The following is a 13,484-nucleotide window of genomic DNA, read 5'->3' as shown; positions in this document are numbered from 1 at the left end:
TTCACGCCAAAAACATCGATTTTCGCGGCGGATCAAAAGCAGGGGCGGGTTCCATAGAACGAACGATTTTTCGGTTCATCTGGAAATACTCCAAACGCGACCAGTTGATCCTGCTGGCCGTAACGGCGACGCTGTTCCCGTTGCTGTATCTGACGCTGGAGCTGCCCAAACGCATCATCAACGACGCGATTGGTGCGACCAGCGATATTGTCAATGTCTGGGGCTATGACCTGCCGCAGACCACCTTCCTGATGATTTTGTGCTTTGCTTTTCTGGCTGCGGTTCTGGCCCACGGCCTGATGAAAATGCGCATCAACACCATGAAAGGCGTGTTGAGCGAGCGGATGCTGCGCCGGTTCCGCTATCAGCTGATCAGTCGCGCGCTGCGCTTTCCCCAGCCTTATTTCGAGCGGGTAAGTCAAGGCGAAATGGTGTCGATGATCACCGCCGAAAGCGAGCCGATGGGTGGGTTGATGGGAGATGCGATCAGCCAGCCGGTGCTGCAGGCCGGTCAGATGATCACCATCCTGTCCTTCCTGTTTTTGCAAAGCGTCTGGTTCGGGTTGGCGGCGGTGGCGCTGATCCCGCTGCAGGCCTGGCTGATTCCGCGCCTGCAACGTCAGATCAATCTGCTGAACAAGAAACGCATTCAAGAGGTCCGCGTGCTGGCCGCCCAGATCGGTGAGAACGCCGCCGGGGCCTCGACACTGCGGGCAAATGGCGGCTGGCGCTATCGCCGGGCGATGATCTCGGACCAGTTGGGGCGGCTGTTCGGCATCCGCTTTGAGATCTACCAGAAGAAATTCTTCATGAAGTTCCTCAACAACTTCATCTCGCAGCTGACGCCGTTCATGTTCTATCTGGTGGGCGGCCTGCTGGTGCTGCAGGGCTCGGTCTCGCTGGGGGCGCTGGTGGCTGCGCTTGCGGCGTATAAAGACCTCAGCTCGCCGTGGAAGGAGTTGCTGACCTATTACAACCAGACGCAGGACATGTCACTGCGCTGGGAGGTGGTTGTCGAACGTTTCGCGCCCGACGGGATGATCGATGAAGCCCTCTTCGACGGAGAGCCCGCAGCGCGGCCGCATCTGAACGGCGACATCGTACTGGATCGGGTCTCGGTCCGCGATATTGACGGCAATCAGGTGCTGGATGATCTGGAACTGACCTTTCCGGCTGGCAAGACCATCGGTATCTCGGCCCCCAGCGAAGAGGACCGCCACGCGCTTACCGAATTGCTGACGCGTGAGATCCTGCCCACCTCGGGGCGGCTTGAAGTTGGGGGCGTCGACATGGCCGGGCTGCATCAAGGCGTCGTTGCGGCTCGGATCGGGCTGGCAACCTCACGCCCCGTGATGTTCCAGGGGTCGCTGGGCGATAACGTGATGATGCCGATCCGGTCTCGCCCCATATCCACCGCAACTGACGATCCCGACTTTGTCGAGACTTTGCGCGCAGGCAACAGTACCGACCCCTTTCGTACCGAATGGCTGGACCCCAGCCTGGTGGGGTTCGACGATACTACGCATCTGCGCGAATGGTGGCTTAAACTGATCGACGGAATGGGCTCGGGCGCGACGCTGTTCCAAAGGGGGGCCGAGCAGGTTTTCAACGCGGATGAGCGTCCGGCACTTGCGTCAAAACTGATCGAATTGCGTCCATTGGTGCAAAAGGCCGTGCGCGATGCCGGGCTGGAACAACAGGCGCTGGTATTTGATCGGGATGCCTATAACCCGGCGCTGCCTGTGGCCGAAAACCTGCTGTTTGCAACGCCCTGCGTTCCGGTCACACAGCAATTGCTGGCGCAGCAGACGGTGTTCCTGGGCCAGCTGCGCGAGTTGCGTCTGGACGAGACCCTGGCCAATCTGACCCGCGATGTGATCGAGATGCTGCGCCAGATCTTCGGGCTGGACGGCACCGATCATCCGCTGTTTCGCAAGCTGGGCCTTGACGTCAAAACTTACGAAGCCGCGGTTGAGTTGGTCGAGCTGACCCGCAAGGAAGGCGTGGGCGGGCTGAACGACGAACAGCTTGCCAATCTGCTGGCAGTGCCCTTCGTGATCTCGGCGGAACAGATCGGGCCTGCCTTTTCAGACGAGTTGAAGAACCGCATTCTGGAACTCCGGCACAGCCATTCGGAGAAGCTGCTGGAACGGTTGCATGATGTCTTTGTGCCGCTGGATGAACACGCCTTCGCCCCCGGATTGACGGTGATGGAGAACGCGCTTTTCGGTAAGGTTAGCCAGATCGGTGGCGCGCGTACGGATGAGGCGCGCAAGCTGATCGTGGACGTGCTGGCAGAAAACGGCGCGCGCCCGATGGTGGTCGAATTGATCTATGACGTTCCGGTGGCGCTGGGCGGGCAAAATCTGCCTGCGGTTTTTGCCGAGCCTTTGGCCTTTACCCGCGCGACCATCAAAAAGCCGGACATCCTGATCCTCGAAAACGCGCTGGCCAGTTATGACATGCAGACGCAGGTTGCGGTTTACAAGAACCTGCGCGAATTGCTGCCGGATGCGACCGTGATCTATTTGAACGATCAGTTCGAAAACCCGGATGTATTCGACATGCATGTCGAAATCCGGCAAGGTCGGGTGGTGACGGATGATGGACCCACCGATATCGAAGGCGATGGCGCGGCCTCGGCTGACCTTGGGCGCAAGCTGCGGGCGCTGGAACAAACGCCGCTGTTTTCCGGCCTCGACCGGCGTCAGCTGCGCCTGCTGGCCTTTGGTGCACGCTGGTTCGATGCCAAGCCGGGGCAGGTGATTTTCCTGAAGGATGATCAGCCGACTGACGGTGCCTATGTTATTTTGGAAGGCGAGGCGGGCTTGTATCTGCCGCAGCCGGGGCAGGCGGACCAGCTGATCACCAAAGTCGGGGCAGGGGCGCTGGTGGGTGAGCTGGGCCTGATCCGCAAGGAACCCCGCGCCCTAAGCATGGTGGCCGAGACCGAGCTGTCCTGTCTGCGTATCGGGGAAGAGGAATTCCTGGCCGTGGTCGAAAACGACGCCGCAACCGCGTTCAAGCTGCTGCAGGTGATCTCGGGCTATGTCTCGAACTAGTCAGATCAGCTTTCAGGTTTGCAAAACAGATCATAGAGCAATGCGATGATGCGTTCGGTTTTGCCGTCGTTCAGCGCGTAATAGATCGTCTTTCCATCGCGCCGTGCCTTGACCATCCGTTCTTCGCGAAGACGGGCCAGCATCTGGCTGACGGCGGCTTGCCGCATCCCCAGCAAGTCTTCCAACTCACCAACAGATTTTTCGCCTGCGCCAAGATGGCACAGGATCATCAGGCGGCCCTCATGAGCCAGCGCTTTCAGAAACGCTGTCGCTTGTGTGGCACTTTCCTTCATGTCAGCCGAGGGGTCTGCGGGAAGTGTTCTGGTCTCTGAGGGCTGAGTCGTCACGAAAAAAACCGATATATCGTTAGGGGGTCTGAATAATATGCCCTATCCGGCTGCGGATTGTCACCCCTCGGTCGCCGGAGCACCACCCTGAAAGGCGTTTCCGTGCCTATAATCGCAGGGATCTTCCTGCATCTGCAGGTGCAACCCGTCGCCCGAATAGGGGTGGGCGCGGGCGAGATCCTCGTCCACGTCGATCCCGAGACCGGGCGCTGTGGGTGGAGTGACGAAGCCATCTTCGACCCGGATCGAGCCCTTGATCAGTTGATCGTGGAAGGGCGTCTCAATGGATTCCAAAAGCAGCAGGTTTGGAATGGATGCGGCCAGATGGGTATTGGCGGCCCATTCGATGGGCCCGGCATAAAGATGCGGGGCCATCTGGGCGTTGAATACCTCTGCCATGGCCGCGACCTTCTTCATTTCCCAGATGCCGCCTGCGCGTCCAAGCGCGGGTTGCAGGATTTCGGCCGCGCCTGCGCGCAGAACCGCACCGAATTCGGCCTTGGTGGTCATCCGCTCACCCGTGGCGACGGGGATACGAACGGCGCGGGCCACACGGGCCATATCCTCGATCATGTCGGGTGGTGTGGGTTCTTCGAACCAGAGCGGCGAGAATGGCTCCAACGCCTGACCCAGACGAATGGCCCCGGCGGTATTGAATTGTCCGTGGGTTCCAAACAGAAGATCAGCCCTGTCCCCCACTGCCTCGCGAATGGCCTTGCAGAACGCGACCGAGAGCGAAATGTCGGTCATCGCGGGCATATGCCCCCCTCGGATGGTATAGGGACCGGCAGGGTCGAACTTCACCGCGGTATAGCCACGCCGCACCATTTCGGCGGCGCATTCACCGGCCTGTTCCGGCGAGGTCCAGAAATCCGTCAAATTATGCTGCGGCAGCGGATAGAGATAGGTGTAGGACCGTATCCGGTCATTCATCCGCCCGCCCAGCAGCGCATAAACCGGACGATCCCGATCTTTGCCAAGGATGTCCCAGCAGGCGATCTCGAGCCCCGAAAACGCGCCCATCACCGTCAGGTCGGGGCGCTGGGTGAATCCGCTGGAATAGGCGCGGCGGAACATCAGTTCGATATTCTCGGGGTTTTCGCCCATCATGTGCCGTTCGAACACATCGCGGATGACATGCTTCATCGCTTCAGGGCCAACGGACGAGGCATAACACTCCCCCCATCCGATCACCCCCGTATCGGTCGTGACCTTGACCAATATCCAATACCGCCCGCCCCAACCGGGTGCCGGAGGCGCGGTGACAATGATATCGAGATCCTGCAGTTTCATGCGGCGCTCCTTCCCCGGATGTCAGTCCTTGTCGAACATGATCACATTGCGCTTGGCGGCGCCGGTCTTGGTGTCCTCGATGGCTTCGTTGATCTGCGACAGCGACCAGCGGCCCGAGATCAGCTCATCCAGTTTCAGCCGCCCCTGTTCATACAGGTCGATCATCCATGGGATATCCCGCTGGATCACCACATCGCCCATTTTCGATCCGACCATTCCCTGACCCAGAGCGGCCAGAACCACGGGTTCGTAGCTGGACATATCGCCGGAATGCGGCATCCCGATCATGATCGCCTTTCCGCCCCGGCCCAGATAGCGGGGGGCCTGATCATAGGCCGGGATCGCGCCGACGGTGATCAGGACCGCATCGGCGCCCCGCCCGCCGAGCGCCTTGAAGGTAGCTTTCCAAGGCTCTTTGAGGCTGCCCAGAACGCCGTGGGTTGCGCCAAACTCCTTGGCGATCTCAAGCTTTTCCTCGGTCATGTCCACGGCGACGATGCGGCGGGCCCCGGCGATGCGCGCGCCCTGAATGGCATTCAGGCCGACCCCGCCCGCTCCGATCACGACGACATCCTGACCAGGACGCAGCCCTGCGGCATTGACAGCTGCACCAACCCCGGTGATCACGCCACAGGACAGCAGGCTGGCGAGGTCCTTGGGCAAAGTCTCGGGAATCTTGACGATCTGACGATGGCTGACCACGACCTTCTCGGCAAAGGCGCCACAGGCCATCGCCTGTTCCAGCGCGCCACCATCGGCAGTGCGCAGCGGCCCATTGACGGTGTCATACGGTGTTTCGCAGATGGTTGGCTTGCCCCCCGCGCAGGACGGACAGGAGCCACAGGCGCGGATCAGTGTCACGACCACCGGGTCGCCGACCTTGAAGTCTCCGGCGCCATCTCCGACCGCCGAGATGACCCCGGCGGCTTCGTGCCCGTAGACGGCGGGCAGATGCCCCCCCCATGCGCCGCTGGCGAATGAGATATCCGAGTGGCAGATCGCCACCGCTTCCAGTGTGACCTCAACTTCGCCCATGGAGGGCGGCGCGATCAGAATATCCTCGATCACCAATGGCGCGCCGAATTCACGGCACACGGCTGCTTTGATGGATTGCATGTCTCTCCCCGTTCCTTTTGAGGTCACGGTGGCCCGTTGCGGGTCAACAGGCAAGGCAGAATCCGCCACTCGCGTGTCGCTGCTGTACTCAATGCCATGTACAGAGGTCCGAATACCCCTATATCTGCTGCGAGATCTGGTGCAGCAGCCCAGCCAGATGTTCGGGATGGGAAAAGAACGGCGAATGAGAGCTGTCGATTGTCAGGCTCGGCCCCGGTTCCACCGACTGCGCCATCTCGGCCTGATATTCGGTCGGAACGGTCCGGTCGTCGGTCGTGCGGATATAGGCTTTTGGAACACGCGCGAAGTTCTCACCGATCTCAAGCGGTGTGTTTTGCGGCGCGATAGCCTGCGGGCAGAGCCGACCCAAGGCATAGGCAACCACCGCGCGCGGGCAGTCATGATAGAACAGCCCATGCACTCGGTCTGGCAAGACGCTGTAAGACAAGCCATCGGCGGATTTTTCGACCGCGTCCCCGATCAATTGCCGGGGCGCACGTTTGCGCATTTCGACCATCGAAAGACCGGATTGCGGGACATAGGCGCAGAGATAGACAAGCCCCCGCATCGCGTCGGGCGCATGTTCGGCGGCAGCGCTAACCGGATAGCCACCCCAGGAATGACCGACCACAATCGTATCGGGTGTCGTGGCATTCAGAACTGCATCGCGGCAAGTGTCCAGCGTTACATCGGCAATCGGCGTCGGATCCGAGCCGTGGCTGGGCATATCGATGGCGCGCGCGGTATGTCCGAACGTGGTCAATTCGGGGATCAGGTCGCGCCAGCACCAGGCGCCGTGGCATGATCCGTGAACCAGCAGGAAATCAGCCAAATCTACGCTCCCTTACACATGCCCGGTTTCGGTCAGGAAATTCACGAGCAAATCAGCATATTCCGCCGGTCGCTCAACACAGGGCAAATGGCCCGCCCTGCGGATCAGCGTAAACCGGGACCCGGGAATCAGATCGACGGTTTCGCGCACCAGATCGGCTGGGGTCGAACCATCCTCGCTGCCTGCAATCCCAAGCGTTGGCAGCCGCAGGCCGCTGGTGGGCGTATAGAAATCCGTACCCGAAATCGCGGCACAGCAACCGAGATATCCTTCTTCGGGTTGTCGCACCATCATGTTGCGCCACAAGGCCAGATCGGCACTGGCGTGGAAGGGTCTTGAGAACCACCGCTCCATGGTGGCATCCGCCAACACCTCGATCCCGCCTTTGCGGACCGCATCCATACGCTCCTGCCAGATCTTGGGCGTGCCGATCTTGGCGGCGGTATTCGACAGGACCAGCGCGCGGATCTGATCCATGCGCTTGACCGCCAGACCCTGCGCAATCATCCCGCCAATGGACAGGCCGACGAACATGCAATCCTTGACCTCAAGATGGTCCAGCAGCCGTTCAGCGTCCCGTACCAGCGTCCCCATGGAATATGGCCCGTCAGGTTGCGAAGACAGGCCATGGCCGCGCTTGTCGAAACGAATGATGCGCAGACCCTTGGGCAACAGCGGCACAATCCCGTCCCACAGGCGCATATCGGTGCCTAACGAGTTGGCGAAGACCAGCGGCGCGCCGTCCGGGTCTCCGTCGACGCGGTAATGTATCCTGACGTCTCCAAGATCGGCGATGTGCATCAAATGAGTCCTGAGCAAATGGCTTTGAGGTGCGATTGTGCACCGGTTGGGGCCGATTGTCAGGTCAGGAATTCCAACGCCTGTTTAAAAACCTGCGGGTCCACATTGCCACCCGAAGCGACGACGATCACCGCATCGCCTTCGATCTGATCAGCCCGGAACAGCGCCGAGGCCAGCGAGACAGCACCGCCCGGTTCCAGCACGATCTTGAGGCGCAGGAACGCCAACCCCATCGCGCGCAACGCCTCTTGTTCGGTCACCGACAGCCCGGGACCGCAGAGCCGGTTCAGGATTGGAAAAGTGATCTGCCCCGGCTGCGGAGTTAGGATTGCGTCGCAGATATTGCCAGACGACGCGGGGTTGGTCTGGATCGTGCCCGATGCAAGCGAGCGTTTGACGTCATCGAACCCCTCCGGTTCGCAAGGCCGGGCGCGCAGGCCGGGGGCGTGATGCTCCAGCGCCAATGCGATGCCCGAGGTCAGTCCGCCTCCGCCGCAGCAGACCAGCACATCGGCTTTTGTCACGCCGTGAATCTTTGCCTGCCGCGCCAGTTCCAGCCCGACGGTGCCCTGTCCCGCGATAACCTGCGGTTCGTCATACGGCCGGATCAGGGTCAGCCCGCGTTGGGTGGCCAGTGCCTCGCCGATCTCTTCCCGGCTTTCATTGGCGCGGTCATACAGCACGACCTCGGCCCCCAAGGCGCGCGTGTTCTCGATCTTCAGCTGCGGCGCGTCCGATGGCATGATGATGACCGAGGATATCCCGTGCTGGCTGGCCGCATAGGCTACCCCCTGCGCGTGATTGCCCGAGGAATAAGCGATGACACCTCGTTGCCGCACCGCCTCATCCAGCGCCGAAATTGCAGACCATGCGCCACGAAACTTGAAACTGCCGGTGTGTTGCAGACATTCAGGCTTTACCAGCACCCTGCGTCCGGCAATCTCGTCCAGAAACGGAGAAGACAGCAGAGGCGTTTCGCGTACATGCCCGTTCAGCCGCTCGGCGGCGGCTTCGATCAATTTGATGCTGCTCATATCGCGTCCAGTGTTTTGCGGATGACGTCGAGGGCGTCTGGCTCATCCAGAAACGGCACATGCCCCCGGTCTGCGATCTCGGCTGAGATCAGGCCGGGATGGCGGCTTTGCATCTCGCTGAGCGTGGCGGCCCTGAACAGGTCAGAGTTCGCCCCCCGGATCACTCCGGTCGGGATATCGCGCAATGCGTCGAACAGCGGCCAAAGATCGGGCGTCGGGCCTGCTGCGGCCTGTTGGATCAGTGCCTCACGCAGGGCGCTGTCATAGCGCAGGTCAAGGCCGGTCTCGGTTTGCTGATACTGATGTTCAACCTGCCGCCGCCAGATGGAGAGCGGTACACCGGGGAACTGAGGCTCCATGATTTTCTGCAGGGCTTCTGCAGCCTCCTCATAGGTCTTTGCAGCGGGCGGCTTGCCCACATAATCTATGATCTTGGCGATCCCCTCAGCTTCGATCACTGGCCCGACATCGTTCAGGACGACACCAGCCAGACGATCCGGATGGCTGGCGGCCAGCGCCATGGCGATCAACCCGCCGCGCGAGGTGCCGAGGATCGTGACCCTCTTCAGGCCCAGATGGTCCAGCAACTCGATCGCATCCAGCCCTTCGCGCAGGATGTTGTAGTTCATGAAGTCCGGGTCATGGTCAGACTGCCCACGCCCGCGATAATCCATCGCGATCATTCGCACGTCGCTGATATGCGGTGCCAGGAACGAGAAATCCCGACTGTTGCGGGTCAGCCCTGCAAGGCAGAGCAGGGGCTGACCCGACCCGGTATCCTCGAAATAAAGGTGTTTGCCATCGGACGTGGTGAAAAATGCCATCACAGCCCTGCAAGCTGCGGAATCGATGTCAGATCAGACAACACATGCGCCGGTTTCCACGGCAGACGATCCATCGGCTCGCCCGAGCGGTTGACCCATGCGGTGACAAAGCCGTAACCGCTGGCGCCGGCGGCGTCCCAGCCATTGGAACTGACGAACAAGACCTCGTCGCGGGCGCAGCCGAACCGGCCCTGTACCAGATCATAGACGCGGGCATGTGGTTTGAAGACGCCGACGCTTTCGACTGAAAGCACGTCGTCCAGTACCTCTGCGATCCCGGCGGATTGCACCGCGCCGTCCAGCATCGGAGGCGAACCGTTGGACAGGATGGCCGTCTGCATACCGCCCGCTTTCAACGCCTTCAGCATCTCGGGGACTTCGGGATAAGCCTGCAATTCCCAATAAAGGTCCAGAAGGCGTTGGCGCAGGGTGTCGTCGCCCCGCAAACCGGTCGCCTCAAGCGCCCAATCCAGCCCGTCCTGCGTCACGTCCCAGAAATCGCCATGCGCATCGGCCACGGCGCGAAGCCACGTATATTGCAACTGTTTCAGACGCCAATGGTTGGCCAGTTCGGGCCATTTGTCAGCCAGCGCCTCGAAACCCGGCTCGGCGGCGGCCTGTCTCGCGGCTGCTGCGACGTCGAAAAGCGTGCCGTAAGCGTCGAATACACAAGTGGTGATTGCCATCTGATCCTCCCCTGATCGGGCGCAGGTAAGCACAACTGCTTCACAGGTTAAAGAGGGCAGGGTTTACAATACCGTGTCAGCCTCTAGGCTGCGGCGTTTATCCCCTTACAGGCCGGAGGCCCACATGACCGCAATCAAACAAGGCGACACCGTTCGCATCCACTACACCGGAACTCTGCTGGACGGCAAAGTCTTTGACAGTTCCGAGGGGCGCGATCCGCTGGAGTTTGCGGTTGGGTCGGGACAGATCATTGTGGGTCTGGATGCGGCGCTGCCGGGGATGGAGATCGGTGAAAAGAAACGCGTCGAAATCGCCTGTACCGACGCCTATGGCCCGATCAATCCGGGTATGCGGCAGCAGATCCCGCGTGAAGGTATCCCCGATGACATCCCGCTGGAACCGGGCACGCAGCTGCAGATGCAAACCCCGGATGGGCAGGCCTTGCCAGTGACGGTGGTAGAGGCTGATGAAGCGACCGTGACGCTTGACGCCAATCACCCGTTGGCCGGGCAAGACCTGATTTTCGATATCGAGATCGTTTCGATCAACTGACCTTTGGGTCAGAGCCCTGGTATTTGGGCAAGTAAAGGCCCGACCGCATCACGAACCTGCGGTTGGGTCATGAACACCAATGCGAATAACAGCATGCTGAGCGTAACAAGTAAAACGCTCGCGTGTATGCCTCCGACCTTCCGCCGGAAGTAAAGTGACCGCCCATTGCTGGCCAGGATCTGTTCGAGTTTGCTCATATAGCAATCCCTGCCGGTCAAACATGGTTAAATCTTGGCATCGGCAGGGAAAGAAAAGGTCACATCGCTTCGGGCTGCGGCATACCCAGAATGTGATAGCCGCCATCGACACGAATAATCTCGCCCGAGGTATAGGTGCCCGCATCCGATGCCAGATAGACCGCAGTGCCGCCCACCGCCTCAAGCGTGGCGTTCGAGCGCATCGGCGCGTTCTGGTCGCAGAACTTGTAGGTCTTGCGCGCACCGCCGATGGCAGCGCCGGCCAGCGTCTTCATCGGACCGGGTGAGATCGCGTTGACGCGGATGCCCTCGGGACCCAGATCATTTGCCAGATAACGTGTCGCCGATTCCAGCGCCGCCTTGGCCACACCCATCACGTTGTAATTGGGCACAACCTTGTTAGATCCCTGATAGGTCAGCGTCAGCAGCGTACCGCCATTGTCCTTCATCAGCGGATAGGCGCGGCGCGCAACTTCGATGAAGGAATAGGCCGAGACGTCCAGCGAATGCTTGAAATTCGCCCGTGTGGTGTTCAGGAACCGGCCAGTCAGTTCCGATTTGTCCGAATAGGCGATGGCGTGAACGACAAAGTCGATGGTCGGCCAGCGAGCGCCCAGTTCGTCAAACGCACGGTCCAGCGATTCGTCATCCGTAACATCCGCATCGACCATGAAATCGCTGCCCAGGCTCTGCGCCAGCGGCTCCAGCCGTTTGCCGAACGCCTCGCCCTGATAGGTGAATGCCAGTTCCGCGCCCGCCTCGTGCATGGCCTTGGCAATGCCCCACGCGATCGAACGGTCATTGGCCACGCCCATGATCAGGCCGCGTTTACCCTTGAGAAGATCCGACATCTTGTTCACCCGTTATACTTCGACAGAATCATGGACCCGTTGGTGCCGCCAAAGCCGAAGCTGTTGGTCATGACACTGTCCAGTCCTGCGTTTTCAACCACTTGAGTTGCAATTTCACCGGGCAGGATGCCTTCGGCAAGTGTGTCGACATTGATCGACGGTGTAATGAAATCATTATCCAGCATCAGCAGGCAAAAGATCGCCTCCAGCGCGCCCGCCGCGCCTTGCGCATGGCCGGTCATCGACTTGGTCGACGAGATTGGCGGCACGTTGCCCTCGCCAAAGATGCGGCGCACGGCCTCGACCTCGCCCACATCGCCGACCGGGGTCGAAGTGCCATGAGCGTTGATATAATCGACCTTGCGGCCTTCGGGCAGTGTGTCCAGTGCCAGACGCATCGCCCGCTCGCCGCCTTCGCCGGACGGGGCCACCATGTCGTGGCCGTCCGAGGTGGCGGCATAGCCGGTCACTTCGGCATAAATCCTGGCGCCACGGGCCAGTGCATGTTCCAGTTCTTCCAGCACGACGATGCCGCCGCCGCCGGAAATCACGAACCCGTCGCGGTTTTCATCGAACGCGCGCGAGGCTTTCTCGGGCGTATCATTGTATTTCGACGACATCGCACCCATGGCGTCGAACAGGCAGGACAGGGTCCAGTCCAGTTCTTCGCCGCCGCCTGCGAACATCACGTCCTGCTTGCCCAGCATGATCTGTTCCGCCGCGTTGCCGATGCAATGCAGCGAGGTCGAGCAGGCCGAAGTGATCGAGTAGTTGATACCCTTGATCTTGAACGCGGTCGCCAGGTTCGCGGAAATGGTCGAGCACATGCATTTCGGCACCGCAAACGGCCCAATCCGTTTGGTCGCACCGCTTTTCAGCACGGTCTGATGCGCGGTCAGCATGGCGCTGGTCGAGGGGCCACCGGACCCGGCCACCAGACCGGTGCGCGGGTTCACCACCTGATCTTCGCTCAGACCGGAATCCGCAATGGCCTGACTCATCGCGATATGGGCATAGGCGGCACCGGGGCCCATGAACCGCAGCGTGCGCTTGTCCACATGCTCGGCCACATCAATATTGAGCGTTCCGGCGATCTGGCTGCGAAAGCCATGTTCAACCATCTGCTCATTGGCCTCAATTCCGGATTTTCCAGCTTTGAGTGAGGCCAGAACCTCTTCGGCATTGTTCCCGATGGAGGAGACAACCCCCAAACCGGTGACAACTACTCGACGCATGTGCGTGCTCCTTAGTTTGGGGCCGTCAGGCTCAGGCTTCGGACAGAACGACTTTCATATCCTTGACGTCGTAAATCATTTCGCCGTCCGCTTCGACGATACCATCCGCCACACCCATGGTCAGGCGGCGGGTCTGAATCGCCTTTTTGAAATCGATTTTGTAGGTCAGCATCTTGCGATCCGGGCGTACCATGCCAGTCAGCTTGACCTCGCCCACACCAACGGCCATGCCGCGCCCCTGCCAGCCGCGCCAGCCCAGATTGAAACCGGTCAGCTGCCACAGACCGTCCAGCCCCAGACAGCCGGGCATGATCGGATTGCTGGGGAAATGGCAGTCAAAGAACCAAAGATCAGGCGTAATGTCGAACTCGGCCAGAACATGGCCTTTACCATGCGCGCCGCCATCTTCCGAGATATCGGTGATGCGGTCCATCATCAGCATCGGTGGAGCGGGCAACTGCGCATTGCCCGGGCCAAAAAGTTCGCCGCGGGCGCATTTCAGCAGATCGTCTTTGTCAAAGCTGCTCGGGAATTGGGCCATTCTTGCCGCCTCTCCTGCCAGGGTCCGTTCGTTATATCTGGCCTCACCTAGCACCCGTATGCAAGGTCCTGCAAGAGCAGGGCGCCATATCATGTTGTGCTTACGACATTCT

The 13,484-nt window shown here is 60.5% G+C and carries 13 protein-coding genes; 2 read left to right on the top strand and 11 right to left on the bottom strand.

Annotated elements, in window-relative coordinates:
• The first annotated feature begins 65 nt into the window (after nt 1–65).
• A complete protein-coding gene (locus ACR3E4_RS03370; protein ID WP_480534139.1) occupies nt 66–3,062 on the top strand; it encodes an ABC transporter transmembrane domain-containing protein in 2,997 nt (998 codons plus the stop codon).
• A 5-nt stretch (nt 3,063–3,067) separates the two neighbouring features.
• Here ACR3E4_RS03370 and ACR3E4_RS03365 read toward each other — a convergent pair whose 3' ends face one another.
• From ACR3E4_RS03365 to ACR3E4_RS03330, 8 genes are all read right to left on the bottom strand, one after another.
• Nucleotides 3,068–3,355, bottom strand: coding sequence for an ArsR/SmtB family transcription factor (locus tag ACR3E4_RS03365; RefSeq protein WP_480534137.1), 288 nt, complete (start codon nt 3,353–3,355; stop codon nt 3,068–3,070).
• A 114-nt stretch (nt 3,356–3,469) separates the two neighbouring features.
• Nucleotides 3,470–4,702, bottom strand: coding sequence for a mandelate racemase/muconate lactonizing enzyme family protein (locus ACR3E4_RS03360; protein WP_480533975.1), 1,233 nt, complete (start codon nt 4,700–4,702; stop codon nt 3,470–3,472).
• A gap of 21 nt (nt 4,703–4,723) precedes the next feature.
• Nucleotides 4,724–5,818 (bottom strand): Zn-dependent alcohol dehydrogenase, encoded by a 1,095-nt coding sequence (locus ACR3E4_RS03355; protein WP_480533973.1) that lies wholly within the window; start codon nt 5,816–5,818, stop codon nt 4,724–4,726.
• A gap of 118 nt (nt 5,819–5,936) precedes the next feature.
• Entirely contained in the window at nt 5,937–6,650 is a 714-nt protein-coding gene (locus tag ACR3E4_RS03350; RefSeq protein WP_480533971.1) for an alpha/beta fold hydrolase, read from the bottom strand.
• A gap of 12 nt (nt 6,651–6,662) precedes the next feature.
• Entirely contained in the window at nt 6,663–7,451 is a 789-nt protein-coding gene (gene pcaD, locus ACR3E4_RS03345; protein WP_480533969.1) for a 3-oxoadipate enol-lactonase, read from the bottom strand.
• A gap of 59 nt (nt 7,452–7,510) precedes the next feature.
• A complete protein-coding gene (locus tag ACR3E4_RS03340; protein ID WP_480533967.1) occupies nt 7,511–8,485 on the bottom strand; it encodes a threonine ammonia-lyase in 975 nt (324 codons plus the stop codon).
• Nucleotides 8,482–9,309, bottom strand: coding sequence for an alpha/beta fold hydrolase (locus ACR3E4_RS03335; protein ID WP_480533965.1), 828 nt, complete (start codon nt 9,307–9,309; stop codon nt 8,482–8,484). The genes ACR3E4_RS03340 and ACR3E4_RS03335 overlap by 4 nt, the downstream gene beginning before the upstream one ends.
• Complete coding sequence (locus ACR3E4_RS03330; protein ID WP_480533963.1) at nt 9,309–9,995, bottom strand: haloacid dehalogenase type II; 687 nt, start codon at nt 9,993–9,995, stop codon at nt 9,309–9,311. Before ACR3E4_RS03330 ends, ACR3E4_RS03335 begins: the two co-directional genes overlap by 1 nt.
• A gap of 124 nt (nt 9,996–10,119) precedes the next feature.
• Between ACR3E4_RS03330 and ACR3E4_RS03325 the strand changes: the two genes are divergently transcribed.
• A complete protein-coding gene (locus ACR3E4_RS03325; RefSeq protein WP_480533961.1) occupies nt 10,120–10,548 on the top strand; it encodes an FKBP-type peptidyl-prolyl cis-trans isomerase in 429 nt (142 codons plus the stop codon).
• A gap of 256 nt (nt 10,549–10,804) precedes the next feature.
• On the opposite strand, the gene ACR3E4_RS03320 is transcribed toward ACR3E4_RS03325, so the two are convergent.
• From ACR3E4_RS03320 to fabA, 3 genes are read right to left on the bottom strand one after another with little or no spacing between them, the layout of a single operon-like run.
• Nucleotides 10,805–11,596: an enoyl-ACP reductase FabI gene (locus ACR3E4_RS03320; protein ID WP_480533959.1), complete on the bottom strand. Its 792-nt coding sequence runs from the start codon at nt 11,594–11,596 to the stop codon at nt 10,805–10,807.
• Between the two features lie 5 nt (nt 11,597–11,601).
• A complete protein-coding gene (fabB, locus tag ACR3E4_RS03315; protein ID WP_480533957.1) occupies nt 11,602–12,831 on the bottom strand; it encodes a beta-ketoacyl-ACP synthase I in 1,230 nt (409 codons plus the stop codon).
• 31 nt (nt 12,832–12,862) lie between these two features.
• Nucleotides 12,863–13,372 carry a bifunctional 3-hydroxydecanoyl-ACP dehydratase/trans-2-decenoyl-ACP isomerase gene (fabA, locus tag ACR3E4_RS03310; RefSeq protein ID WP_480533955.1) on the bottom strand — a complete coding sequence of 170 codons (510 nt, stop codon included), beginning with the start codon at nt 13,370–13,372 and terminating at the stop codon, nt 12,863–12,865.
• Between the last annotated feature and the right edge of the window lie 112 nt (nt 13,373–13,484).

Source organism: Ruegeria sp. AP11, from assembly GCF_056535865.1.
Note: the sequence above shows the minus strand (reverse complement) of the source record. Positions and strands in the feature narration are given on the sequence as shown.